Origin of the sequence: Streptomyces sp. NPDC015532 (assembly GCF_043078065.1) — a bacterium.
Taxonomy (GTDB): Bacteria; Actinomycetota; Actinomycetes; order Streptomycetales; family Streptomycetaceae; genus Streptomyces.
In genome coordinates this window covers 149,145-172,876 of the sequence record NZ_JBIBSY010000003.1, presented here as the reverse complement: position 1 = coordinate 172,876, position 23,732 = coordinate 149,145, and the positions used below count along the sequence as shown (strand labels likewise).

Annotated in this window: 22 protein-coding genes; 12 read left to right on the top strand and 10 right to left on the bottom strand. The window is 72.6% G+C overall.

The genetic code is table 11. From position 1 onward, the window contains the following. Positions 1 to 121: 121 nt before the first annotated feature. Together ACF07B_RS12045 and ACF07B_RS12040 are read right to left on the bottom strand one after the other, a co-directional pair. The gene (locus ACF07B_RS12045; RefSeq protein ID WP_392178864.1) at positions 122 to 934 is read right to left on the bottom strand and encodes an AIM24 family protein; all 813 of its coding nucleotides are present in this window, start codon (positions 932 to 934) and stop codon (positions 122 to 124) included. A 157-nt stretch (positions 935 to 1,091) separates the two neighbouring features. Then, entirely contained in the window at positions 1,092 to 2,369 is a 1,278-nt protein-coding gene (locus tag ACF07B_RS12040) for a DUF4241 domain-containing protein (protein WP_392178863.1), read from the bottom strand. 93 nt (positions 2,370 to 2,462) lie between these two features. Here ACF07B_RS12040 and ACF07B_RS12035 point away from each other — a divergent pair, with 93 nt between their 5' ends. Beyond that, positions 2,463 to 3,530 carry a hypothetical protein gene (locus tag ACF07B_RS12035; protein ID WP_392178862.1) on the top strand — a complete coding sequence of 356 codons (1,068 nt, stop codon included), beginning with the start codon at positions 2,463 to 2,465 and terminating at the stop codon, positions 3,528 to 3,530. A gap of 55 nt (positions 3,531 to 3,585) precedes the next feature. Here the strand turns inward: ACF07B_RS12035 and alc are convergent, their stop codons facing one another. Together alc and allB are read right to left on the bottom strand one after the other, a co-directional pair. Continuing rightward, the gene (alc, locus tag ACF07B_RS12030; protein WP_392178861.1) at positions 3,586 to 4,716 is read right to left on the bottom strand and encodes an allantoicase; all 1,131 of its coding nucleotides are present in this window, start codon (positions 4,714 to 4,716) and stop codon (positions 3,586 to 3,588) included. Positions 4,717 to 4,753: 37 nt separating this feature from the next. Beyond that, on the bottom strand, positions 4,754 to 6,094 hold the full coding sequence (gene allB / locus ACF07B_RS12025) for an allantoinase AllB (protein ID WP_392178860.1): 1,341 nt from the start codon (positions 6,092 to 6,094) through the stop codon (positions 4,754 to 4,756). A gap of 342 nt (positions 6,095 to 6,436) precedes the next feature. Between allB and ACF07B_RS12020 the strand changes: the two genes are divergently transcribed. After that, positions 6,437 to 7,240 carry an IclR family transcriptional regulator gene (locus tag ACF07B_RS12020; protein ID WP_362392143.1) on the top strand — a complete coding sequence of 268 codons (804 nt, stop codon included), beginning with the start codon at positions 6,437 to 6,439 and terminating at the stop codon, positions 7,238 to 7,240. A 227-nt stretch (positions 7,241 to 7,467) separates the two neighbouring features. On the opposite strand, the gene ACF07B_RS12015 is transcribed toward ACF07B_RS12020, so the two are convergent. After that, positions 7,468 to 7,791, bottom strand: a complete 324-nt coding sequence (locus ACF07B_RS12015) for a DUF5955 family protein (protein ID WP_392178859.1) — start codon at positions 7,789 to 7,791, stop codon at positions 7,468 to 7,470. A gap of 211 nt (positions 7,792 to 8,002) precedes the next feature. Here ACF07B_RS12015 and ACF07B_RS12010 point away from each other — a divergent pair, with 211 nt between their 5' ends. Both ACF07B_RS12010 and aceB read left to right on the top strand, forming a co-directional pair. Beyond that, positions 8,003 to 8,602, top strand: coding sequence for an NTP transferase domain-containing protein (locus ACF07B_RS12010; protein WP_392178858.1), 600 nt, complete (start codon positions 8,003 to 8,005; stop codon positions 8,600 to 8,602). A 283-nt stretch (positions 8,603 to 8,885) separates the two neighbouring features. After that, a complete protein-coding gene (gene aceB / locus ACF07B_RS12005) occupies positions 8,886 to 10,520 on the top strand; it encodes a malate synthase A (RefSeq protein ID WP_392178857.1) in 1,635 nt (544 codons plus the stop codon). A gap of 6 nt (positions 10,521 to 10,526) precedes the next feature. Here the strand turns inward: aceB and ACF07B_RS12000 are convergent, their stop codons facing one another. The 3 genes from ACF07B_RS12000 to ACF07B_RS11990 form a co-directional block, all read right to left on the bottom strand. Continuing rightward, complete coding sequence (locus ACF07B_RS12000) at positions 10,527 to 10,829, bottom strand: SelT/SelW/SelH family protein (protein ID WP_326784733.1); 303 nt, start codon at positions 10,827 to 10,829, stop codon at positions 10,527 to 10,529. After that, positions 10,826 to 11,740, bottom strand: coding sequence for a HipA family kinase (locus ACF07B_RS11995; protein WP_392178856.1), 915 nt, complete (start codon positions 11,738 to 11,740; stop codon positions 10,826 to 10,828). The genes ACF07B_RS12000 and ACF07B_RS11995 overlap by 4 nt, the downstream gene beginning before the upstream one ends. 436 nt (positions 11,741 to 12,176) lie before the next feature. Then, positions 12,177 to 13,706 carry an IucA/IucC family protein gene (locus ACF07B_RS11990; protein ID WP_392178855.1) on the bottom strand — a complete coding sequence of 510 codons (1,530 nt, stop codon included), beginning with the start codon at positions 13,704 to 13,706 and terminating at the stop codon, positions 12,177 to 12,179. A gap of 93 nt (positions 13,707 to 13,799) precedes the next feature. Between ACF07B_RS11990 and ACF07B_RS11985 the strand changes: the two genes are divergently transcribed. From ACF07B_RS11985 to ACF07B_RS11975, 3 genes are read left to right on the top strand one after another with little or no spacing between them, the layout of a single operon-like run. Further along, on the top strand, positions 13,800 to 15,311 hold the full coding sequence (locus ACF07B_RS11985) for an IucA/IucC family protein (RefSeq protein ID WP_392178854.1): 1,512 nt from the start codon (positions 13,800 to 13,802) through the stop codon (positions 15,309 to 15,311). A gap of 57 nt (positions 15,312 to 15,368) precedes the next feature. Further along, a complete protein-coding gene (locus tag ACF07B_RS11980; protein WP_369482226.1) occupies positions 15,369 to 16,631 on the top strand; it encodes a VWA domain-containing protein in 1,263 nt (420 codons plus the stop codon). Continuing rightward, the gene (locus ACF07B_RS11975) at positions 16,631 to 17,482 is read left to right on the top strand and encodes a hypothetical protein (RefSeq protein ID WP_392178853.1); all 852 of its coding nucleotides are present in this window, start codon (positions 16,631 to 16,633) and stop codon (positions 17,480 to 17,482) included. The genes ACF07B_RS11980 and ACF07B_RS11975 overlap by 1 nt, the downstream gene beginning before the upstream one ends. A gap of 162 nt (positions 17,483 to 17,644) precedes the next feature. Here the strand turns inward: ACF07B_RS11975 and ACF07B_RS11970 are convergent, their stop codons facing one another. Then, entirely contained in the window at positions 17,645 to 18,283 is a 639-nt protein-coding gene (locus tag ACF07B_RS11970; RefSeq protein WP_369482230.1) for a winged helix-turn-helix transcriptional regulator, read from the bottom strand. A gap of 84 nt (positions 18,284 to 18,367) precedes the next feature. On the opposite strand from ACF07B_RS11970, the gene ACF07B_RS11965 reads away from it, so the two are divergent. From ACF07B_RS11965 to ACF07B_RS11950, 4 genes are all read left to right on the top strand, one after another. Beyond that, the gene (locus ACF07B_RS11965) at positions 18,368 to 19,585 is read left to right on the top strand and encodes a pyridoxal phosphate-dependent aminotransferase (RefSeq protein WP_362392160.1); all 1,218 of its coding nucleotides are present in this window, start codon (positions 18,368 to 18,370) and stop codon (positions 19,583 to 19,585) included. A gap of 102 nt (positions 19,586 to 19,687) precedes the next feature. After that, positions 19,688 to 20,338: a histidine phosphatase family protein gene (locus tag ACF07B_RS11960; protein WP_392178852.1), complete on the top strand. Its 651-nt coding sequence runs from the start codon at positions 19,688 to 19,690 to the stop codon at positions 20,336 to 20,338. Between the two features lie 54 nt (positions 20,339 to 20,392). Beyond that, a complete protein-coding gene (locus tag ACF07B_RS11955) occupies positions 20,393 to 21,040 on the top strand; it encodes a hypothetical protein (protein ID WP_392178851.1) in 648 nt (215 codons plus the stop codon). 112 nt (positions 21,041 to 21,152) lie between these two features. After that, positions 21,153 to 21,575 (top strand): acyl-CoA thioesterase, encoded by a 423-nt coding sequence (locus tag ACF07B_RS11950; protein ID WP_392178850.1) that lies wholly within the window; start codon positions 21,153 to 21,155, stop codon positions 21,573 to 21,575. A gap of 67 nt (positions 21,576 to 21,642) precedes the next feature. On the opposite strand, the gene ACF07B_RS11945 is transcribed toward ACF07B_RS11950, so the two are convergent. After that, a complete protein-coding gene (locus ACF07B_RS11945; RefSeq protein ID WP_326784745.1) occupies positions 21,643 to 22,044 on the bottom strand; it encodes a helix-turn-helix domain-containing protein in 402 nt (133 codons plus the stop codon). A 121-nt stretch (positions 22,045 to 22,165) separates the two neighbouring features. On the opposite strand from ACF07B_RS11945, the gene ACF07B_RS11940 reads away from it, so the two are divergent. Beyond that, positions 22,166 to 23,719 carry an MFS transporter gene (locus ACF07B_RS11940; protein ID WP_392179191.1) on the top strand — a complete coding sequence of 518 codons (1,554 nt, stop codon included), beginning with the start codon at positions 22,166 to 22,168 and terminating at the stop codon, positions 23,717 to 23,719. The last annotated feature ends 13 nt before the right edge of the window (positions 23,720 to 23,732 follow it).

Genomic DNA, 23,732 nt, shown 5'->3' with positions numbered 1-23,732 from the left:
GTCCGCGCCGAAAATGACCCCGCGTTCTTCCACCGGTCACCCGCCCGCTCGGGGCTCGCACCGGTTCCGCGGCCCGGCCGGGACCCGCAGGCCGGCGGCGCGCCCCCGTGCGGGCCGGGGCTCATCCCTCGTTGGTCGAGAACAGTCCGCCCGTCGGACCCTGCTTGTCGCCGCCCTGGGCCTTTCTCAGGGCGTTGGCGAGGCTCTCGATCGTGAGGGACTGAAGGATCACCCGTCCGTTGCCCTCCAGCGTGGCCAGCGACAGGCCCTCGCCGCCGAAGACCGCGTTCATCAGACCCTGCCGGTTGAGCCCGCCGATGCGCTGGACGCCGTACTGGATGCCCTCCTCGAAGGCGACCACGCAGCCCGTGTCGACCTCGATGCGGCCGCCGAAATCGGCCGGGTTCAGGTCGATGAAGTTGCCCGCGCCCGCGATGATCACCGTGCCGTGGCCGGTGAACTTCTCCAGGACGAATCCCTCGCCGCCGCTGCGCCCGGTCCGCCCGCCCTGGAAGGCGATGCCGAACTGCACGGTCGACTCCGCCGCCACGAAGGCGTCCTTCTCGGCGAACCACGCGCGCGTGCCGTCGAGCTCCAGGGCGCGCATCTCCCCGGGCAGCACGCCCGCGAAGCCCACGGTGCCCTCGCCGCCCGTCGACGTGAAGTACTGGAACGCCAGCGACTCGCCCGCGAGGGCGCGCTGACCTGCCTGCATGGCCGTGCCCACGGCCTGGCGCAGCATGCCGCCCATGCCGCCTCCGCCGCCCTGCTGCCCGCCGCCACCGCCCGACGGTCCGGAGAGCCGCGTCTCCATGGTCACGTTGGTGGTCTTGAACAGGAACTTTCCCGCTTCGCAGTACACGGTCTGGCCGAGTCGCAGGTTGACGACCGCCATCTGCATGGCGCTGCCGACGATTTCTTGCTGAAGAGTCACGCCGTGAGAACGCGGGAAGCGGAGCAAAGAGTTCCGGTCAGCCGGGTGACGTGCGGTCCGCCACCCGGGCTCCTTCCGACAAGGCGGTCGGGGGCGGGCGGGGACGGGCGGCCACGTCCGGGAAAACGGCGGCGCCGGACCGAGGGCGGAACACCCCTCAGAGGTACGACGTGACCACCACGACCGCGACGAGTTCGCCGGCGGCGGAGCGGCCGAGCCATACGGGCCACGTTCCGTCGCCTCCCGTACAGAAGGACACCAGATCGCTCCCGGTCGCCTCGTCGACGGCACGCAGGTGGCCGTCGCCGACGGACTCGCACGCGGCGTCGTCGCGCTCCTCGTGGTAGCGCCTGACCCGTCCGGACAAGGTCTCCCAGGCCCCGGCGTCCGCGAAGGCGCCGGTCGCCCCGTCGGTGCCGAAGCCGTAGGCGTGGCCGTCGAGGAGCAGCCGGGGATCCTCGCCCCCGCTCAGCGCCAACTCCCAGGCGACGGCGGGCTCGTCCTGGATCACCAGGCGTACGGCGGGCTCCTCGGTGACCGGGAACCGGTCCCCGCAGAACTCGCCCTCGCCGGTGATCACGGCCGCCTCCATCCGGTACGCGCCGGGGGGTACGCGCTCGGCGAGTTCGCGGGGCTCCTTGTCGTGCGGATCCGAGACGGCCAGGCGCCCGGTCGGGATCCGCACCATGGCGATGTGCCGCGGTTCGGCTGTCACGGTCTTCGTCCAGGGCTCCACGGGGAAGGAGTTCCCCGGCCGGAAGAGGCTGTCGACCGACACCTCCAGGCGCCGGGGCCGCGGCGGGCACCACAATGCCGCGGGCTCTTCACCGCCCCCGGAAGGCGTCTCATACCGCGTGCCGTCACCGGGCTCGGGCCCGTCCGGCGGCCGTGACCCGTCGGCGGCCCGGACTCCGAAGCCGCGCCGGTCGTGCCACCGCCCCTCCTCCGGCACATCGGCCAGGGTGTGGGACGACCCGCCGTTCCCGCCGCGTTCCTCCAGCGTCTTCCTGGCCGCGCGACCCGGGAGGAGTTCCACCGTGAGCCGCCAGGCGTCGGGCGCCAGGTCCGGCTGCTCCGGTGAGGCATAGCGCCGTTCCACGTACCGCCGCAGGAACAGCCGGTCCTCCTCCAGCAGCCGGAGGTCCACCTCGCGGACGCGCCGCCCCGACTCGTCGTATTCCCAGTGCCCGACGAAACGGTCACGCCAGGAGACCAGGTGCACCTCCACGGGGACCGCGCGCCCCGGAATCCGGTGCAGGACGACATAGGGGTCGCCGGCTCGGTCCCGTTCCTCCGCCTCCGCCCGCGTCAGCGGCCCGAACGCCCGGCGGGCGCCGCCGTCCCACCCCTCGGCGTAGGAAACCCGCACCGTGTCCTTGCCCATGCCCCGCCCCTCCGGCCGCACGACCCGCTGATCACCGGCCACGATACTCATCACCGGTGCCGTCGGCCGCGTCGGAGAACTCGGTGGATTCTCCGGCGCGGGCGGGACACAATCCCCGGGGAACCGGAGCCAGGGGGAGCTTGTTTGGACGTGTTCACGTGTGCCGGGTGCGGTACGGAGCTGACGGCGCCGGTGTCCCGGGTCGCCCTTCCCGTCCACACCCACTACGGGGCGTGGGAGCAGCTCCACCCACCGCTGATGCGGCCCGCGACGTACGCCGTGGAGCCCCGGCCCATCGGACCGCCCTGGCGGCGGTGGGCCGAGGTCGGAGCGGACGCGGCTGCCCGGCAGGGCGTGTTCGCGCCGGTGTACTCCGTCTCCTTCGGCGCGCGGAACGGCGTCGTCATCGCCCCCGGCGACTCCCGGTCCATGACCCTGATCCTCGACAGGTGCGAGGGCTACTGCCGGGGTGTGGACGGCCGGGCCGGTCCCAACCTGGCGTGCGAGGGGTGCGGGCGGGCGGTGGCGACCCGCATCGATGACTGCGGCAGCTGGCAGACCGTGTGGTTCGGGCCCGACGAGGTCGTACGGCGCCCCTCGGGAGTCCCGGCCGCTCCGCCTCCCGGCTGGGACGATCTGGAACGCCCCGGGCATCGTGTCCCGCCCGTCGAACCCGACGGGTGGTGGAGCCCTCGCTGGGAGGCGGCGGTCGGAGTCGCGCTGGCCCATATGGTGGCGGTCACCGAGGACCGCCCGGTGACCCTTCCCGCCGGGCCCGTCGCCGACCTGCTCGGCCACGCCGTCGGCCGGTGTCTCCCCGCCGGGCCCGGGGCCCGGTCCGTGGAGCTGGCCGGCCCGGGGATCCGCCTGCCACGGCCCCGCCCCGACGTCCTCCTCGTCCCCCGCCACCCCCTCACAGGGGCGCCCTGGCGTCCGCCGGACGACGAGGGGGCCGTGGTGCCGCTGGACAGCGGGGTCTGGGCGTACCTCGCCCATCCGGGCGAGACCTCGCCGATGCCCGCGACCGGAGTCCTCCCGGAGGGCGTCCTGCGCGACGACTACCCCCTGCCGCCGCTCCCCCGGTGCCCGCTGACGGCCCACGACCGCGCCTTCGCGGGCACCCTGATCACGCTGCCCGCCGTACGCGCGCCCCGGCTGCGCCGGTACTACGACGCGTACTGCCGGGACGTGGAGGCGGCGTCGGCGCGCTGAGCGGAGGAAGGTCCGGCCGAGACGCGGGCGGGAACCCGGGGGCCCGGCCGGCGGCTCAGCCGCCCAGTTCCTGGTGTCGTGCCGTCAGCCCCGACGCCCCGTCCTCCGTCAGCGAGCCGAAGAGGCGCAGCCGGGAGATGCCGCCGTCCGGGAAGATGTCCACGCGCGCGTGCGTGCCGACGGCGGGTACCGCGAGGGTGAAGCGGTGGTTGGTGTCGGGCTGGAGGCGGGTGCGGGGCAGGATCTCCGTCCACTCCCCCGCGTCGCCGTTCCGCACCGACACCGAGGCCCATCCGGCACTGTTGCCCTTCAGGTACGCCGTGTCGATCTCCACGGCGCGGATCTCGGACCGGGCGGTGAGCCGGTAGCGGATCCAGTCGTTGCCGTCGTCGCGTCGCCGGCGGGTCTCCCAGCCGTCGTCCATCTTGCGCGAGCGGCCGGGCTGGATGGTGTTGGTGGCCGGTGAGTAGAAGAGGTCGGAGGCGTCCTCGACCTGTCCGCCGTTCTCCAGGGCGAGCACGTCGAACGTGCCGAGGACGGACAGCCAGCGCGGGTCGGGCACGACCTCGCCGTACACCCGCAGCCGCGCGATGCCCCCGTCGGGGTGCTGATTGACGCGCAGGTGGGTGAAGCGCTGTTCCACGGAGACGGCGAATCCGTTGGCCGCGTGGCCGCCGACCGCGGTGCGCGGTACCAGGGTGGTCCACTTCACCTCGTCCGCGAGAAGTTCCCCGGGCGAGGGTGAACCGGGCACCGAGGCGCCCTCGACCGACACCGCCTGCGGGTAGTTGCCGCGGAAGTGGGCCGTGTCGACGACGATCCCGCGGATCACGCCGGGGGCGCCGAGGCGCACCAGGGCCCAGTCGTGGTCCTCGGCGGTCGGCCACGGGTGCTCGGCCGAGACACCGCGGCGCCGCCGGGTCTCCCAGCCGTCCATGATCTTGCCCTTGTGGCCGAAGTGTTCGGGGTCGAACTCGGCGGCCCCCGCCGCGAGGAGGTTCTCGCGCTGGGCGAAGAACTCGTCGTTCGCGGCGACGACGCCCGCGCCGAGCTGCCGGTCCGCCAGGTTGGCGTAGCGGGTGAAGGGGAAGTCGGCGGTGCGGTAGTCCGCGTACGGGTCGCCGCCCCGGTAAGGGTTCGCGTCTCCGGTGAAGGTGGCCAAAACGGTCGGGCGCTGCGCCGTCACGATGATCGATCTGCCTTTCGGGGGTCGGCCGTTGCGATTACGGGTGGCGGACGAGGAGTTGTCCGGCGGGTTCGGTGAACCCGCCCTCGGAGAAGACGCGTTCGCCGCGCAGCCACGTCGACTTCACGACACCGCTGAGGGTCTTGCCCGCGTAGGCCGTCACCCGGTTGCGGTGCTGGAGTGCGGCGGGGTCGACGGTGAAGGTCTCGTCGGGGGCGAACACCGCGAAGTCGGCGTCGTGGCCCGCCGCGATGGCGCCCTTGCGGTCGCCGAGTCCGGCCAGTCGTGCCGTGCGGGAGGACATCCAGCGGACCACGTCCTCCAGGTCGTGGCCGCGCCCGCGGGCCTCGGTCCAGACGGCGGACAGGCTCAGCTGGAGGCCGGAGATGCCGCCCCACGCGGTCGCGAAGTCGTCCGTCTTGAGATCGGCGGTCGACGGTGAGTGGTCGGTGACCACGCAGTCGATGGTGCCGTCGGCCAGCGCCTGCCACAGCAGGTCCTGGTTGGCGCCCTCGCGGATGGGCGGGCAGCACTTGAACTCACCTGCGCCGTCCGGGACTTCCTCGGCGGTCAGGGTGAGGTAGTGCGGGCAGGTCTCGACGGTGATCCGGACACCGTCCGCCTTGGCGGCGGCGATCAGCGGGAGCGCGTCGCTCGACGACAGGTGCAGCACGTGCACGCGCGCGTCGAGGCGCGCGGCCTGTGCGACGAGGTTCCTGACGGCGGCGTCCTCGGCGTCCCGGGGGCGTGAGGCGAGGAAGTCGGCGTACTTGCGGCCGCCCTTCTGCGGGGCGGCGGCCAGCCGGAGCGGGTCCTCGGCGTGCACGATCAGCAGGCCGTCGAAGCCGGCGATCTCGGTGAGGGAGCGGGCGAGTTGGTCCTGGTCCAGTTCGGGGAACTCCTCGACCCCGGACGGCGACAGGAACGCCTTGAACCCGAAGACACCGGCGTCGTGCAGGGGGCGCAGGTCCTCGACGTTGCCGGGCAGCGCGCCGCCCCAGAAGCCGACGTCGACGTGCGCCTTGGAGCGGGCGACGTCCCGCTTCGTACGGAGATTATCGACCGTCGTCGTCGGCGGGAGGGAGTTGAGCGGCATGTCGATCAGGGTGGTGATGCCGCCGGCGGCCGCGGCGCGGGTCGCGGTCCAGAAGCCCTCCCACTCGGTGCGGCCGGGGTCGTTCACATGGACGTGGGTGTCGACGAGGCCGGGCAGCAGGACGTCGTCGCCGACGTCGTGCGACCGGGCGCCGGGCGGCACCTCGGCGTCGTACGGCAGCACGGCCGTGATCTTTCCCGCGGCGACCGCGACCGAAGCGGCGCGCGTCCCCTCGGGAGTGATGACACGCGTCGAGCGCAGCACCAGTTCGGCATCGGACACCCGGACCCCTCTCTCCGCCGCCGTCGATTCCCGTTGCCGCCGGGTTGCTTCCGCGTAACGGAATTCAACTTTCTGTTGAAGAAGTCTTCACTCCGGCCCCCGCTCCGTCAAGGGCCCATTTCTCCAGCCTCCCCCGACCCGGCCGGCCTCCGCCTCCGATACCCCCGACCGCCCACTCTTCCGCATTGCGGAGTCACACTTCCGATAGGCAGAATGTGGTCCCACCCTACCCGGCGGTGGATGCACTGCCGGGTAGGCTGCGTCTCTGCCCGCCCGCCGCCGCCCCCTTCGAGACTCTTCGGGTCACCCCGCTCGATACCGCGCCCCGAAAGGACCGCCGCCGTGCCGCCGTCCAGCGCCAGCACCACCGACGCCAGATCGTCCGCTCCCAGTGGCGGCGTCCAGTCCCTCGAGCGCGCCTTCGATCTGCTGGAGCGCATGGCGGACGCCGGGGGCGAGGTCGGTCTGAGCGAGCTCTCCGCGAGCAGCGGGTTGCCGCTGCCCACCATCCACCGGCTGATGCGCACCCTCGTGGCCTGCGGATACGTACGACAGCAGGCCAACCGCCGGTACGCGCTCGGTCCCCGGCTGATCCGCCTCGGCGAGTCCGCCTCCCGGCTGCTCGGCACCTGGGCCCGCCCCTATCTGGCGCGCCTGGTGGAGGAGACCGGCGAGACCGCGAACATGGCGCTGCTGGACGGGGACGAGATCGTGTACGTCGCCCAGGTGCCGTCCAAGCACTCGATGCGCATGTTCACCGAGGTGGGCCGCCGGGTGCTGCCGCACTCCACGGGCGTCGGCAAGGCGCTGCTGGCCCACACGCCGGACGACGAGGTGCGGGCGCTGCTCGCCCGTACGGGAATGCCCGCCGCCACCGAGAAGACCATCATCACGCCGGACGGCTTCCTCGCCGCGCTCGACGAGGTGCGCCGGAGCGGCTACGCGGTCGACGACAACGAGCAGGAGATCGGCGTCCGCTGCCTGGCCGTCTCCGTGCCCGACTCCCCGACCGCCGCCGCGATCTCGATCTCGGGTCCGGCCGGCCGGGTCACCGAGGCCGCCATCGAGAAGATCGTGCCGGTGCTCCAGCAGGTCGCGGCCGAACTGTCGGAGGCTCTGGCCAGCTCGGGCCCGGGCGCCGGCTGAGCCCTGGCTCCGGCCGACCCGGGCTCCGGCCGTGTCCGCGAGGACGGGGCGGGAGAACAGGGCGGGAGGCGATGTTCACCTTGGGCCGCCGACCGCCGGACACCCGGTGAGGGCTCCGGTGGGGACACGGCGTGCCGTCCGCAGAGGGCGCCAGGACCCGTCCCGGGCGGACCGGTCCGGGCCGGACGGGAGGGCCTGCCCTTCGCGGGTGCGGTCCTCGCCCGTCGTCACCGCCGGGTTCGGTGCGGGGGTTCCCCGAAGAGTTCGACCGCGCTGCGGACGTCCGCGAGGCGGTTCGCGAGGGCGCTCACCGAGCCGATCGCGCCCGCGACCAGCAGGAGCGAGCGGCGCAGCCGGGGAATCTCCGGGACGCCTCCGGCGGCCATCGCGGCGAGGGACGCGAGCTCGTCCTCGGCGATGCCCCGGTCGGGGAACTCCACCGGATGCACGGCGAGTTCACGGCGCAGCCGGGCGACGGCGGTACGCAACTCCGCCACCCTCGGATCCTCGTCGCTGCCCGTCACCGGCCTCTGCCCCAAGCTCCGCAACACAGCTCTCCCCCTCGCGCGCCGTCATGCGTCGGTCCCGCTCCATGTCGGCTCCAGCTCCCCTTGGCGGTGGTCGGGCGCCGGGGGACGCGGGCCAGTAAACGCCACCCGGTACGCCGGGCGCCACCGCCCGGACCGAAATTCAGCCCGGGGACACCGCCGGGACCACCCGGGTTCCGGGGCACGCTCCGGCCCGGTCGGGTATGCAGGGGACATGACGGAGAACATGGGCGAGGTGGTGGGGCTGCTGCTGGCGGCCGGAGGCGGACGGCGTCTCGGGGGCCGCCCCAAGGCACTGCTGTCCCACCGGGGGCGGCCCCTCGTCGAACACGCGGTGGGGGAGCTGCGCGCCGGCGGCTGCGCGCGCGTGCATGTCGTCCTCGGCGCCCGGGCCGATGCCGTACGGGATCGGGCCTCGCTGCCCGGGTGCGTCCTCGTGGACAACCCTCGGTGGGAGGAGGGCATGGGCTCCTCCCTGCGGGCCGGGCTGAACTCGCTGACGGACTCGGGGGCGCGGGCCGCGCTGGTGTCGCTGGTCGACCAGCCGGGGATCGGCCGGGAGGCGGTGGCCCGGGTGCTGGCGTCGTACACCGGCCCGCTGACGCTCGCCGCGGCGGCGTACGACGGTGAACGCGGCCATCCGGTGCTGTTCGGGGCCGGTCACTGGGCCGGGATCGCGGCGGCCGCCACCGGCGACCGGGGGGCGCGCGCCTATCTGAGGGCCCACGACGACGCGGTCACCCTCGTCGAGTGCGGGGACGTGGCGCGGGCGTACGACATCGACACGGAGGCCGACCTGGTCCACCTTGAGTGAACGGGGTGGCACCGAGCGCCACCTTCCGTCGACCTGGAGAATCTCGACATCAACAAACCATTGAAGTTCCACCATGAGGAAATTAGTATCCACTGCTCAGAAGCGCCTCGCCGTGCCGAGGACGCCCGGTCTCGTCCGCACGCGCCACGGCACCGGGTGCCAGGCGCGGTGACGCGGTCCGTGGTTCGCTCGTTCGACCGGCATGCGGCTCGCCCGCAGGCCCCGTACGCGGATCGCCGAAACCAGCTCGCCCGCACGTAGCTCGCTGAAGGAGTGACAGCTCATGTCCGCACCAGCGCCGTCCCCGCTGGCCATCGTCGACGCCGAGCCCCTGCCCCGGCAGGAGGAGGTCCTCACCGAAGCGGCCCTCGGCTTCGTGGCCGAGCTGCACCGGCGGTTCACGCCCCGGCGTGAAGAGCTCCTCGCCCGCCGCACGGAGCGGCGCGCCGAGATCGCCCGTACCTCCACGCTCGACTTCCTCCCGGAGACCGCCGCGATCCGCGCGGACGAGTCCTGGAGGGTGGCCCCCGCTCCGGCCGCGCTGAACGACCGCCGGGTCGAGATCACCGGCCCCACCGACCGCAAGATGACCATCAACGCCCTCAACTCCGGCGCCCGGGTCTGGCTCGCGGACTTCGAGGACGCCTCGGCGCCCACCTGGGAGAACGTGGTCACCGGTCAGCTGAACCTGACCGACGCGTACGCCCGCCGCATCGACTTCACCGACCCGGCGTCGGGCAAGTCGTACGCCCTCAAGCCGGACGCCGAGCTCGCGACCGTCGTGATGCGGCCGCGCGGCTGGCATCTGAACGAGCGTCACCTCGTCACCGCCGACGGCACGCCCGTGCCCGGCGCGCTCGTCGACTTCGGCCTGTACTTCTTCCACAACGCCCAGCGTCTGCTCGACCTCGGCAAGGGCCCGTACTTCTATCTGCCCAAGACCGAGTCCCACCTCGAAGCCCGCCTGTGGAACGACGTGTTCGTCTTCGCGCAGGACTACGTCGGCGTCCCGCAGGGAACGGTCCGCGCGACCGTCCTGATCGAGACGATCACCGCCGCCTACGAGATGGACGAGATCCTCTACGAACTCCGCGACCACGCCTCCGGGTTGAACGCGGGCCGCTGGGACTACCTCTTCTCCATCGTCAAGAACTTCCGTGACGGCGGGACCAAGTTCGTCCTGCCGGACCGCAACGCGGTGACGATGACGGCCCCGTTCATGCGGGCGTACACCGAACTCCTCGTCCGCACCTGCCACAAGCGCGGCGCACACGCGATCGGCGGCATGGCCGCGTTCATCCCCTCGCGGCGCGACGAGGAGGTCAACAAGGTGGCCTTCGAGAAGGTCAAGGCCGACAAGGACCGCGAGGCGGGCGACGGCTTCGACGGTTCGTGGGTGGCGCACCCCGACCTCGTCCCGATCGCGATGGCCTCCTTCGACGCCGTCCTCGGCGACCGGCCGAACCAGAAGGACCGGCTGCGCGAGGACGTGTCGGTCGCGGCCGGTGACCTCATCGCCGTCGACTCGCTCGACGCCCGGCCGACGTACGACGGTCTGGTCAACGCCGTTCAGGTCGGCATCCGGTACATCGAGGCCTGGCTGCGCGGTCTGGGCGCGGTCGCCATCTTCAACCTCATGGAGGACGCCGCCACCGCGGAGATCTCCCGCTCGCAGATCTGGCAGTGGATCAACGCCGGTGTCGTCTTCGAGCACGACGGCCGGACCGTGGCGGCCACCCCGGAACTGGCCCGTGAGATCGCCGCGCGCGAACTCGCGGACATCCGCGCCGGGATCGGCGAGGAGGCCTTCGCGGCCGGCCGCTGGCAGCAGGCGCACGACCTGCTCCTGAAGGTCGCGCTGGACGAGGACTACGCGGACTTCCTGACCCTGCCCGCCTACGAGCAGCTGACCGGCTGACCCGGCTCAGTCGGCCGCACCCGCTCCGTCCGCCGTACGGTCCGAGTGGCCCAGGGACCTTTCCGGGGCCACTCGGTCACGTACCAGGCGCTTGACCGCGGTCGGCTCGGGGAACCCCTGCTCGCGGCGGTCCCAGATCACCTCGTCGTTGACCCGGACGACGAACACACCGCCGGTGCCGGGCTTCAGGGACAGCTCGTCGAGCTCCGCCTCGAAGGTGGTGAGCAGTTCCTGGGCCAGCCAGGCCGCGCGGGGCAGCCAGCGGCACTGGGTGCAGTACTCGATCTGGACCCGCTGGACGTCCGTCATCCCAGATGCACCGACCAATCCTGTTCCGCCGCCGGTTTGCCGTGCAGGTCCGGGACGCGCTTGAGCCAGTCCGGGCGGCCCCGCTGGGTCCGCTCCGCGCGGTCGGCGTCCTCGGCCGCGAGCTGTTCACGGCTCGGGAAGTCCGTGGGGAGCCAGGCCGCCGAGGCGCGGACACGGGCGAGGAGGTAGCCGACGTACGCCTCGCGGACCGCGTCGGGGCTCGCGAAGCCCGGCTCGTCCACGAGCCAGGCGTCGGGTACCCGCGCCAGGATCGCGCGCAGCAGTTCCTCGGTGACCAGCGGGGCGAGTTCGGCGTCGGCCGCCCGGGTGTCCGGGCCGTGGCCGCCGAGCGCGTGATTCCTGAAGTCGTACGCCTTCTCCGGCGCCGAGGCGTCCCAGCGGTGGTGGAAGACGAGGGCGGCGCCGTGGTCGATCAGCCAGAGGCGCGGCGGCGCGATGCCGAAGGTGGGCCAGATCATCAGGTTCGAACTGTGCACCGTGCGGTCCACGTTGACCGTGAGAGCGTCCAGCCAGATCACCTTGCCCGCCTCCAGCGGGTCGACCGGGAACGTCCGCGCGACCTCCGGGGTGAAGTCCTTCGCGCCCGGCAGGTAGTCCATGCCGAGGTTGAGCCCGGCACTGGCCCGGAGCAGGTCCTGGACCTCCTGATGGGGTTCGTGCGCGCCGGAGGCCGGGTCGAAGTGGACGAGGACCAGTTCGGGGAAGCGCAGTCCGAGAGCCCGGGCCAGCTCACCGACGATGATCTCGGCGACCAGTGCCTTGTGGCCCTGGGCGGCCCCCGTGAACTTCACGACGTAGGTCCCGAGGTCGTCGGCCTCGACGAGACCCGGCAGTGAGCCGCCCTCGCGCAGGGGCGTGACGTAGCGGGTCACGGTGACGTCATGCAGCATTTTCCCAGGCCATCCGAGTCTTCAGCCTCCCAGTCTGAAGTGACCATAGTAACCGCGCGTCACCATCCGCGGCCGAAATCCGGTCGGCGATCCGCGAGGCCGACCGGGACACGATTCTCGGCAAGGGCTGGAAGGCCCCGGCGGACCGGGCCGTCACCTCCACCGCCGACGGTGACGGTTTCCATCTCCTGGTCGCCGGCAGCGACAGCGGTGAATGCCCGCGAGGACGTCGTGCCTGGTGCCGGGGGCTTCGCCGTATTCGGCCGCGAACGCCCGCCCCTGCGATTCCCCGACCCGTGCGACGCCGATGTCCGCATCGGTGAGAGGCCCGACGGCCTCCTCGGCGGTCGCCGGCGGATTCGTTCCTCCCGGTGAAGCGCCGAGCCGGACAGCCGGCTCCTCCGCGGTGTGAGCGCGGGCCGGCCGGGGCCCGGCCTCAGAATCCGGCCAGCGGGTTCGGCAGGGGCACATAGCGGGCGTCGGCGCCGTCCGCGTCCGTCCAGCGGAGCAGCAGGTTGGTCTTGCCCGGGACGGTGGGTGAGGAGAGCAGGGCCGCGATCTCGGGGAGGTCGTGGTCCGCGCCGCAGCGCTGGAGTTCGCGTCGTACGGCGGGCCAGGGGTCCGTGCCGGGGAACCGCTCGGCGAGGAGGGCGGCCAGCTCGGCGAGGTGGTTGACGACCAGGCAGTACACGAGCCGTTCCCAGCCGGCCGCGCGGGTCACCCCCGGCAGCAGTTTCACTCCCTCCGCGTCCCGGAACAGTGCCTGGACGGGCGTGCCGGAGGCGTCCACGGCGACCAGGGTGTTCTGCAGGTGGGCCTCGACGACGACTCCGTGGCGGGCGAACGCCTCAAGGACCGGGGGCACCACCTGGCAGAGGTAGGCGGCCCACCAGGCCGAGGGCTCGGTCAGCCGGTCGAGGGGGTTGCCGTCGAACCCCTCCACCAGGGCGGCGGCGAGCAGCGGGGTCGCGCCGGGGACGAGGTGGCCGCGCAGTCCGTCGCGGACCAGGACGGCGAGTTCCTCGAAGGCGAAGTCGGCGGTGCGGTAGCCGCGGTCGCTCAGCCAGGCGGCGGGACCGTCCTGCGCGGCGAACGCCGCCGCGGTGGCCGCGTCGGTGGACCGTACCTTCAGCAGGTCGTGCCGCCACAACCGGCGGATGTCGTTGGTGATGCGGACGTCGAGGCTGAACTTGACGAACAGGTCGTCCTCGGGGGCGTAGAGGGTGCGGATCGCGGCCGTCGGCAGGAACGGGCGGGCGGTGGGTCCGAGGCGCAGGAGCCGGCCGTCCGCGAAGGCGTCCCGGATCGCCCGGCCGGCGCCGGTCAGGGTCAGCTGCCAGGGGTGGGCGGGCAGCAGCCGGTATCCGGCGGGGGCCCGGCCCAGGGTGTCGAGGGCCCTCGTGTCACCCTCCTCGACGACCGTGTCCTCCCGTACGGCGAGCAGTTCCAGCGGGAAGCGGGCGTACGCCTCGGGCGCGTAGGGCAGCCAGCCGGCGACCGGGCCGCCCCCGCGGGTCTTGGGTGCCGGATGGTACGGGTGCCCCATGATCAGGGACTGTTCGGAACGCAGATACGGGTCCTCGGGAGGCGTCGCCCCGGCGCGGGCGCGCAGGAGGGCGGCGACCACGTCCCGGCTGTCGGTCATCTCCACGCTCAGCCCGGAGTTGGCCGCTCCGGTGGAACGGCGCAGTTCCTCGGCCGCGAAGGCGACCAGTTCCCGGTGGGTGAGCCGGTACCAGGCTCCCCCGGCGTACACCTCGGGCTCGACGGGGCGCCGCGTCCCGCAGACCCGCAGCATCCGGCCACCGGCACGGAGCCGGTGGACGCCCGGTTCCGGTGTGGGTTCCGCCAGTTCGCGAAGGAGACAATTGAGCAACGGCGCGGCGGCGTACGCGTCGGCGGCCTCGTCCATGTCTCCCGCGGTGAGCTGGGGGAACACGGTCGGCTTGAAGTCCACGCGATCCATCCGGTCCATTCGATTCATGCGGTGCACCGGTGATCAGTATGTCCGCCGCGGCGGACGATCACGACCTGGTCCCCCTACCCGAGGAGCCCGCCTGTGGCCCGTCCCTCCCTGCCCGACACCGAGGCCGCGTTCGCCGAGGAGCTGAGCGCCGTCCGTCCCGGGCTGTCGGCGCCTTACGCGGAGGCTCTGCCCGGTGCCCGGGCCGCCGTGCTGACCCGGCTGTGGCGCGCGCTGGCCTACGAGCCGCTGCCGTGGATCGCCCGCCGTGACACGGACCGTGAGGGTCTCACGCTGCGTCTGACGGACGGCCGGCGGATGCGCGGACCGCACGCCGACCCGTACGCCACCTCCGCGTACGTGACCGAAGTGCGGCTCGACGGGCGGGCGTACGGGCGTCCGGAGCTGCTCGTCGACGCCCTCGGCGTACCGCACGGTCCCCCCTTCGCGGCCGAACTCGCGCACAGCGTCGCCTCCATGGCCCTGTCGCGGGCCGACCGGGCGGCGTCCTCCGGTGTTCTCGAAGAACCCGAGGCGAGCTGGGTGTGGGAGCAGCGGATCGTCGACGGGCACCCGTACCACCCCAACTGCCGTGCGCGGAGCGGCTTCTCGGTGGCCGAGCAGCTCGCGTACGGGCCCGAGCACCGGCCGTCGGTGGAGCTGGGCCTGGTGGCGGTGGACGGCGCTCTCGTCACGGGCGAGTGGCCGAAGTGGCTGCGGGACGGCGATCGGGTGCTGATCCCGGCGCATCCCTGGCAGACCGCTCACGTTCTGGACACCCCCGTCCAGGAGGGCTTCGCCGCCCACCCGTTGATGTCGCTGAGGACCCTCGCGGTGCCGGACGGACCGCATGTGAAGACCGCGCTGAGCGCCCGGCTGACCTCGTCGGTGCGGGACATCTCGGTGTACTCGGTGGAAACGGCGGAAACCGTCTCGGCGTTCATGGAGGCGATGACGGCGGACCTGGACGTTCCGCTGCACATCACCCGCACCCTCGGCGCGGCCTCCGCCGGCTTCCCCGATCTCGCCGCGGTGGTGCGGGAGTCCCCGGACGACTACGCGGGTGCGGGCGAGAGGTGCGTGCCGGTGGCCGCCCTTCCCCTGACCTCGTTGCCCGAAAAGGCGTCCTGGCTGACCGAGTTCACCCGTCTCGTCCTCACCGCGGGGCTGCGGCTGCTGGAGTTGGGGGTGGCTCTGGAGGCGCACGGCCAGAACCTGCTCGTGATCCTCGACCGTGCGGGCTCCCCCGTCCGGCTCGTCTACCGCGACCTGGCCGACATCCGGGTGAGCCCGGCCCGGCTGGCGCGCCACGGCGTCCCGGTCCCACGGCTGTCCGGACGTATCGTCACGGACGACGAGACCGCCCTGCGGCGCAAGCTCTTCGGTTCCCTCGTCGGCGGCGCCCTGGGCGCGACGGCGGGTTCGACGGCCGCGCTGCGCGAGGCACTTGACAGCGTCGCGGCGGATCTCCCGCGCACCGCGGACCTTCGCGCGCTCCTCGGTGAGCCGCTCCCCGCCAAAGCGCTGACATTGATGCGGCTCTCCCCCGAGACCCCCGGTGACCTGTGGACACTGCTCCCTCGGCCGCTCGCCGGGACCGGAACGTGATGCCGCGGGACACCTCTCGTTTTTACGAGCGGCACCTTTGATCAATAGGATCCGCCGATGATCACAAGACAACGGCTGGCGGCGGGCGTCTGCGCCCTGCTCGCCGCCCTGGCCGCCGGGATCGCCCACCCGGCCGGAGCGGTCGCCGACGAAACCACGGCGACCGCGCCCAAGGTCGAACTCCTGCTGGACGTCAGCGGTTCGATGCGGGCCCGGGACATCGACGGCGAGTCGCGGATGTCCGCGGCGAAGCAGGCGTTCAACGAAGTGCTCGACGCCACACCGCAGGAGGTACAGCTCGGCATCCGCACCCTCGGCGCCAACTACCCCGGGGACGACCGCAAGACCGGCTGCAAGGACACCGCCCAGCTCTACCCGGTGGGGACGCTGGACCGCACCGAGGCCAAGACCGCCGTCGCGACCCTCAGCCCGACCGGCTGGACCCCGATAGGCCCCGCCCTGCTCAAGGCGGCCGACGACCTCGACGGCGGTGAGGGCACCCGTCGCATCGTGCTGATCAGCGACGGCGAGGACACCTGCCAGCCGCTCGACCCGTGCCAGGTGGCCCGCGAGATCGCGGCCAAGGGCATCGGTCTGACGATCGACACCCTGGGGCTGGTCCCCAACGTCAAGGTGAGCAGGCAGCTCAGCTGCATCGCCGAGGCGACCGGGGGCACGTACACCTCGGTGGAGCACAAGGAGCAGCTCAGCGACCGCGTCAACCAGTTGGTGGACCGCGCGGCCGATCCGGTGGTGAAGCCGGTGGCCGTGCAGGGTGCCGATTCGTGCACCGGGGCGCCCGCCGTCAAGTCGGGCATCTTCACCGACCGCGAGGAGTTCTCCCAGCACCGCTGGTACCGGGTGGAGGTCGCTCCCGGCAAGGAGCTGCGCGCCTCGGTGAGCATCGCGGCCGACCGTCAGGTCAATCCCGACTACGGGGTGCTGCTGCGTGCCGTCACGGTGCACGGCCGGGAGATCGTGCGCGGCGAGTCGGCCGGGAACGGCCGCACGGACGTCGTCTCGACCGGCCTGCGCTATCCGAAGGCCGAGAGTGACGACGACGACGCGTCCGCCGAGGTCGTGTGCCTTCAGGTGTCCAACTCCTTCTCGGCCGCGTCCGGCGTGAAGACCACACCCGGTCTGCCGCTGGAACTGACGGTCGACGTCGTCGACGGCCCCGACCAGGCGGGTGACGTGGCCTCCTTCGGCCTCGGACGCGGCTGGTGGCTGCTCGGCGCCCTGGTGCTGACCGGCTTCCTCGCGGGTCTGCTGTGGGGCTGGATCTCTCGCTGGCGGTTCTCGGTCTGGAGGACCAACTGATGCGTATCCGACGTGTACTGAGCACGGCCGCCGTCCTCGCGGGGGTCGCCGCGGCGCCCGCGCTGCTCGGCGTGGCCGCCTCCCCGGCCCTCGCCGACTCCTCGCCGTCCGCGAGCCCTTCGGGTGACGACTCAGCGCCCACCGAGGCCGGGACGTCCTTCCGTACGGCGACCGAGATCGAGCAGGGCGTGCAGGCCACCGCCGGCGCCTCCACGGGTGACTACCTGTACTGGCAGTTCGCCGCGGACACCGGGCAGCGCCCCACCGTGAAGGCGACGGTGAAGCTGCCCGAGGCGTCCAGGCGCGCCGGCGCCGAGACCTGGCAGATCGACGTGTACGACGGGCTGCGGCGCCGTCAGGCCTGCCAGTACGGGGCGCAGACCCGCACGGCGGGGTCGGACGCGTCCTCCGTGGAACTGTCCTGCACGCTGCGCACGGTGCGCGCGTGGGCGGAGACCTGGGCCAACGACCCGCTGCCGGGGACGTATTACGTCCGGCTCACCGCCACCGGTCTCGGCGCGGGCGACCTCGGTCTGCCGATGAGCGCGCAACTCCAGGTGGACTCCAAGGACATCGGCGGTTCGGCGGCGGTCGACGGTTCGCTCGCCAAGCCGTTGGTCCCGGGTATCGCCGCCACGGCGGCCGAGGATCCCGAGGAGGACGGTTCCGACGACAGCTCCGGCTCCAAGACGGCGGTGCTGTCCTCGCTCCGGCCCGACGGCTCGGGCTGGTGGTCCGACCGCTGGGTGTGGACCGCGATCGGCGGCGTCCTCGCGGCCCTCGCCGGTATCTGGGGGTACTCGCTGACGCGGGGCCGCGGCCGCCCCAACCGGATTCCGCCGGGCGCCTGACCCGCAGGCCCTCGGCCGAGGCCCGTGCCGCTCCCTGACGGGGAGCGGCACGGGCCTCTCCGCTGTGGTGCGGGGCTTCCTCCGCGGGGGCGCGGGGCACGACGACATCCGCGCCACGGCGGGCGGGGACGGGGTCGGGGCGGGCGCCCGCCCCGGACCGCGTCACGCCTGGCGGAGCGCTTCGGCGAGTGGTCCGTCGCCCTTCACGTCCACGCTCCGCTCACGCAGCGCGTCGAGCAGCGTCAGGGCTCCCCGGTTCATGGCCTCGCACGCGCGCGCGTCCGGCGCCAGACGGGCGTCCGGCTCCCGCGGGGCCGGCCCGTCGCCGTAGAGCGGCCCCTCCCCGGCATCGAGCCACACATGGAACAGGCCTTCGTCCAGGCGGACTTCGACCAGCCCTTCCCTCACCCCGACGGCGCCCAGCTGGCGCAGCAGCGGCAGCGCGAACCAGTGGGCCCGTACGGCGTCGGTGGGACGCCGCTCGCCCAGCGAGGGCGCGCCCCACTCCCCGAGCGCCTGGAGGACGGGCAGCAGATCCCTTCCCCGGGCGGTGAGTTCGTAGACGTAGGCAGCCCCCGGAGGCGGCAGCCGCCGGCGGCCGGCCAGCCCGTCGCGCTCCATGTCCTTGAGCCGGGAGGCGAGGACGTCGGTGCTGACGCCCGGCAGATCGGCGTGCAGATCGGTGTACCGGCGCGGTCCGCCGAGCAGTTCGCGGACGATCAGGAGGGTCCACCGGTCCCCGACCGCGTCGAGGGCACGGGCCGCGGAACAGAACTGGTCGTAGCTTCGGCGCACTGGCATGCGAGGCAGTCTAGCTATCTTGTTGGACTTTCCAAGCTCATACTTGGTAAAACCAAGCAACACCACAACCGGAGGGCGCAGCGCATGGAGTTCCGGCAGTCGAGCAAGCTCAGCGAGGTCTGTTACGAGATCCGCGGCCCGGTGATCGAGCACGCCGACGCACTGGAGGCGGCGGGCCACAGCGTGCTGCGCCTGAACACCGGCAATCCCGCCCTCTTCGGTTTCGAGGCACCGGAGGAGATCCTCCAGGACATGATCCGGATGCTGCCCCGGGCGCACGGCTACACCGACTCGCGCGGCATCCTGTCCGCCCGCCGGGCCGTCGCCCAGCGCTACCAGGACCGGGGCCTGGAGGTCGGCGTGGACGACGTGTTCCTCGGCAACGGCGTCTCGGAGCTGATCTCCATGGCCGTCCAGGCCCTGATCGAGGACGGTGACGAAGTCCTCATCCCCGCACCGGACTTCCCGCTCTGGACGGCCGTCACGACGCTCGCCGGCGGCAAGGCCGTTCACTATCTCTGCGACGAACAGTCCGACTGGTACCCGGACCTGGACGACATGGCGGCGAAGATCACCGACCGGACCCGCGCGGTCGTCATCATCAACCCCAACAACCCGACGGGCGCGGTCTATCCGAAGGAGATCGTCGAGGGCATCCTCGACCTCGCGCGACGCCACGGTCTGATGGTGTTCGCCGACGAGATCTACGACCAGATCCTGTACGACGACGAGGTGCACCACTCGGCCGCCGCCCTCGCCCCCGACCTGGTCGTCCTCACCTTCTGCGGCCTGTCGAAGACCTACCGCGTCGCGGGCTTCCGTTCCGGCTGGCTGGTCGTCACAGGCCCCAAGCAGCACGCGCGCAGCTACCTGGAGGGGCTGACGATGCTGGCCTCCATGCGGCTGTGCGCCAACGCCCCGGCGCAGTACGCCATCCAGGCCGCGCTCGGCGGCCGCCAGTCGATCCACGAGCTGACCGGGCCCGGCGGCCGGCTCCGCGAGCAGCGCGACCGCGCCTGGGAGAAGCTCAACGAGATCCCCGGGGTCTCGTGCGTGAAACCCAAGGGCGCGCTGTACGCGTTCCCGCGCATCGACCCGGCCGTGCATCCGATCCACGACGACGAGAAGTTCGTCCTTGACCTGCTGCTGCGCGAGAAGATCCAGGTCGTCCAGGGGACCGGCTTCAACTGGCCGCGCCCTGACCACTTCCGCATCCTCACGCTCCCGCACGCCGACGACCTGGACGCGGCGATCGGCCGGATCGGCCGGTTCCTGAGCGGGTACCGGCAGGAGAAGGGCTGAGGCCCCGGGTGGGCCGACCGGAGGATCCGGTGCTGCGGTCCGGCCCGCCCGGTGTCACCGTACGAGGGACAGCAGCTGACGCAGGGACGGAAGGGCACGGCGATGGGTGACCTGCTCCTCGTACGGCACGGTGAGACCGAATGGTCGATGTCCGGGCGGCACACGGGGTCGACCGATGTTCCGCTGACCGACAACGGCCGCGAGCAGGCGCGGCGGCTCGGCCCGCTGATCGCCCGGCACCACATCGCGGCCGCTTTCGTCAGTCCGATGCGCCGGGCGCGGGAGACGGCCGAGCTGGCCGGGATCGGCCGCGCGCACGTCGACGCGGACCTGCGCGAATGGGACTACGGCGGGTACGAGGGGGTCACGACCGTCGAGATCCACCGGGAGCGGCCCGACTGGTTCCTGTTCACCGACGGTGTCTCCCCCGGGCCGCCCGAACACCCGGGAGAGAGTCCGGACGAGGTCGGGGCGCGCGCCGAGCGGGTGCTGGCCCGGATCGACGCGGCGCTCTCGGAGTCGGAGGGCAGCGTGGTCGTCGTCTCGCACGGCCACTTCCTGCGGGTGCTGACCGCGCGGCGGCTCGGTCTGAGCGCCGGGTCCGGCGCCCTCTTCCAGCTCGCCACCGGGACGATGAGCCGGCTCAGCACGGAGCACCGCCGGCATGTGGTGGCCGGCTGGAATGTCAGACCCGACGCGTACTGTTCCCATGACTTCCTCTCCTCGGTGGGAGAGGGAGCGGAGGAACACTGAGCCGCGGCCGGGCCGGAGCGCCGTGGCACCACCGGGTGGTGGAGGGAGCGCGCCGTGACACGACCGCCGACCGCCGCGCAGCGGCGCGTCATCGAGGCCGCCGACCCCGTGACCGGGCGGCTGAAGGGCACGGAGGCCCAGCTCACCGCCCTGGTGCGGCGCGGGCTGGCCTTCCGCCATCCTCGTCCCCCGCGCGACCACTTCCTGACGCCGGCCGGGCACCGGCTGCGCGAGTCGCCCGGGGCTTCGGACGATGCCGGTGCACCGGAGCCGTCCGCTCCGGCGGCGTCCGCTCCGGCTACGGGGGTGTTCGCGGCGCGGACCGGTGGCGAGGAGGGGCCCGAGGCGGGCCCCGCGCGGCTGAGGGAGGTGCGCGGCGCCTGGCAGGGGCTCCTGGAACTGCGCCGGATGACCCGTCCGGACGGCGCGACCGACCTTCCGTGCGCCTGGGAGCGTACGCATCTGGTCCAGGCCGCGGCGCTCGCGCTGGAGGCGGCCGGGCACCGGCCCGCCGGAGCGGACGGCGGGGGTTACCGGATACGGCCGACACCGCAGCCGGAGGCCGTCGCCGTGCACGAGCCGGACCCCGGGGCGCTGCGGGCCTGCGCGGCCTCCCTGGAGAAGGCGGGCTGGCACGCCGGAGAGCACACGGAGCCGCGCACGGGCGCCCGGTTCGTCCTGGCCTCACCCCGGCGGGCGTGAGACCCGCCGGGAACGCCGTTCAAGCCGATGACGCCGTCAGTGTCCCAGCGGTCGTCGTGGTCGTCGCAGCAGCACAGCCGTCGCAGTCGTCGCAGTCGCCGAGAGGAAAGTCGTGGCAGAACCGTTTTCCGTCCCCGTGACCGTTCGCGGGTACGAGACCGATGTGCAGGGGCATCTCAACCAGAGCGTGTATCTCCAGTACGCCGAACACGCCCGCTGGTCGCTGCTGCACGCGTCCGGGATCAGTCAGGCCACGCTGGCGGCCCGCGGGGTGGGCCCCGTCGTGCTGGAGACGACCATCCGCTACCGGCGCGAGCTGCTCGCGGGCGACGACGTCGAGGTCACGTGCGCCTTCCTGTGGGGCACGGGCAAGAGCTTCCGCGTGGAGCAGACCATCGTCAAGGCGGACGGCACGGTGGTCGCCGAGATCACGGCGGTCGGCGGTCTGATGGACCTGACGGAGCGCCGACTGCTGCCCGACGCCCGGAAGCACTTCGCGTCGATGGCCACCGACCCCGCGTTCTACGAGAACTGAGCCCCGCACCCGCCTTACGGGCCGCGAACACGGCGGCTCTCCGACGGCCCGACCCGGCCGGCCGGACCTAGGCGTCCAGCAACTCCGGCCGGTGCTCGGCGTCGTAGGCCGCGCGGGACTCGGCGATGGTGACGCGGTTGCGCTCGGCCCAGTCGGTCAGGGATAGCAGGGTGGCGTGCAACTCCCGTGCCACCGGAGTCAGTTCGTACTCCACCTTCGGCGGCACCGTGGGATGCACGGTGCGGGTGACGAGGCCGTCGCGTTCGAGATTGCGCAGGGTCAGCGTCAGCATCCGGCGGCTGATCCCCTCGATGCTGCGCTCCAGTTCCGTGAAGCGGATCGGTCCGTGCGCGGCGGCCACGATGATCAGCACGCTCCATTTTCCCGCGACCCTGTCAAGAACCTCGCGGACCGGGCACGCCTGCGCGAGCACTGCCTGCGAGGTAACACCGGTGTTCCCCTGGGACATCGAAGTGCCTCCTTATGCCGGTCTCCATGGTCACTGACGATGTACCCCGTTACAAGTCGTGCACCAAGGGAGAACGTCCATGGATCCGACACCGTCCATGGAGAACACGGAGGTCACCGTCATGCTGCCCCGGACCGGACCGGCGAATCCGTCGGCACCCCGACCGCGCTCCCGGTGGGCCGCGCTCGCCGTCCTGTGCGCGGGCACGCTGATGACGATCCTGGACGGGAACATCGTCACCGTCGCCATGCCCGCGATCCAGGGGGACCTCGGCTTCTCGGCCGCCGGGCTCGCCTGGGTCGTGAACGGCTATCTGATCCCGTTCGGCGGACTGCTGCTGCTCGCGGGGAGGCTCGGCGACCTGGTGGGCCGCCGGCGGATGTTCACGGCCGGCCTCGCGGTGTTCACGGCGGCCTCCGTGCTGTGCGGGGTCGCCGACGGGCAGGGCACCCTGATCGCCGCCCGCGCTCTCCAGGGCGTCGGCGGGGCGATGACCTCGGCCGTCGTCCTCGGCATGCTGGTGGCGCTCTTCCCCGAGCGCCGCGAACAGGGCCGCGCCATCGCGGTGTTCAGCGCGGTCGGCGCCGCGGGCGGGGCGCTCGGCACCTTCCTCGGCGGTGCGCTGACGCAGACCCTCGGCTGGCACTGGATCTTTCTGATCAACCTGCCGATCGGGGTGGCGGCCTGGGTCGCCGCGCTCCGGATCCTCGCCCCCGACAAAGGGTCCGGCCTCGGCCGGGGCGCCGACTTCCCCGGCGCCGCCCTGGTCACCGGCGCTCTGATGCTGACCGTGTACACGATCGTCGGCTCCGCCGAGCGGGGCCTCGGCGGCACCCTCGCCCTCGGCGCGCTCGCCCTCGCCCTCTTCGCCGGGTTCACCCTCCGCCAGGCGCGGGCGGCCCGCCCCCTGCTGCGGCTGCGGCTGCTGCGCTCCCGGACCCTGGCGAGCGCGAACGGCGTGCAGATCCTGATGATCGCCGGGATGTACGGCTTCCAGTACATCGGCGCCCTCTACCTCCAGCGGGTGCTCGGTTACAGCGAGTTGCTCACCGGGACGGCGTTCCTGCCCGCGCCGGTGGTCATCGGCGCGCTGATGCTGAGTCTGTCGGCGCGCACGGTCGCCCGCTTCGGCCCGTACCGCGTCCTGCTCTCCGGACTCGCCCTCATCACGGCCGGTCTGGCCCTGCTCGGCCGCGCCCCGACCGAGGGGGTGTACCTCACCGACGTGCTGCCCGCGCTCCTCCTGCTCTCGGCGGGGTTCGCGGCCGCGATGCCCGCGGTGACGGGGCTCGCGATGTCGGGTGCCCGCGCCGAGGACGCGGGCCTGGCCTCCGGACTCTTCAACACCACACAGGTGGTGGGAGGTTCACTGGGTCTCGCGGTACTGACGACCCTGGCGGCGGGCCGTACCGAGCGCCTGACCGGTGCGGGCGAGGATGCCGTGGCGGCGACGGCGGACGGCTACCGGCTGGCGTTCACCGTGGCCACGGCTGTCACCGCCGTGGCCCTGGCCCTCGCCGCCGCTCTGCTGCGGCCCCGGCGAGCACCCTCGGCTCCCCCGCGGGCGGAGTCCGAACTCCCGCCCCGATCGCCGCTGTCGAACCAGCGAAGCGTCAACTCCCTTTCTCCCGACGGGTATACGTTGCCTCCGAAATCTGGTAGGAAACTTTCCTAACAGTACGCGGCAA

Excerpts from the sequence above, each read along its gene's own strand:
- ACF07B_RS12040 (WP_392178863.1), bottom strand. The coding sequence starts at position 2,369 with ATGAGTATCGTGGCCGGTGATCAGCGGGTCGTGCGGCCGGAGGGGCGG.
- ACF07B_RS12010 (WP_392178858.1), top strand. The coding sequence starts at position 8,003 with ATGACGGAGAACATGGGCGAGGTGGTGGGGCTGCTGCTGGCGGCCGGA.
- aceB (WP_392178857.1), top strand. The coding sequence starts at position 8,886 with ATGTCCGCACCAGCGCCGTCCCCGCTGGCCATCGTCGACGCCGAGCCC.
- ACF07B_RS12000 (WP_326784733.1), bottom strand. The coding sequence starts at position 10,829 with ATGACGGACGTCCAGCGGGTCCAGATCGAGTACTGCACCCAGTGCCGC.
- ACF07B_RS11995 (WP_392178856.1), bottom strand. The coding sequence starts at position 11,740 with ATGCTGCATGACGTCACCGTGACCCGCTACGTCACGCCCCTGCGCGAG.
- ACF07B_RS11990 (WP_392178855.1), bottom strand. The coding sequence starts at position 13,706 with ATGGATCGCGTGGACTTCAAGCCGACCGTGTTCCCCCAGCTCACCGCG.
- ACF07B_RS11980 (WP_369482226.1), top strand. The coding sequence starts at position 15,369 with ATGATCACAAGACAACGGCTGGCGGCGGGCGTCTGCGCCCTGCTCGCC.
- ACF07B_RS11975 (WP_392178853.1), top strand. The coding sequence starts at position 16,631 with ATGCGTATCCGACGTGTACTGAGCACGGCCGCCGTCCTCGCGGGGGTC.
- ACF07B_RS11970 (WP_369482230.1), bottom strand. The coding sequence starts at position 18,283 with ATGCCAGTGCGCCGAAGCTACGACCAGTTCTGTTCCGCGGCCCGTGCC.
- ACF07B_RS11965 (WP_362392160.1), top strand. The coding sequence starts at position 18,368 with ATGGAGTTCCGGCAGTCGAGCAAGCTCAGCGAGGTCTGTTACGAGATC.
- ACF07B_RS11960 (WP_392178852.1), top strand. The coding sequence starts at position 19,688 with ATGGGTGACCTGCTCCTCGTACGGCACGGTGAGACCGAATGGTCGATG.
- ACF07B_RS11945 (WP_326784745.1), bottom strand. The coding sequence starts at position 22,044 with ATGTCCCAGGGGAACACCGGTGTTACCTCGCAGGCAGTGCTCGCGCAG.
- ACF07B_RS11940 (WP_392179191.1), top strand. The coding sequence starts at position 22,166 with ATGCTGCCCCGGACCGGACCGGCGAATCCGTCGGCACCCCGACCGCGC.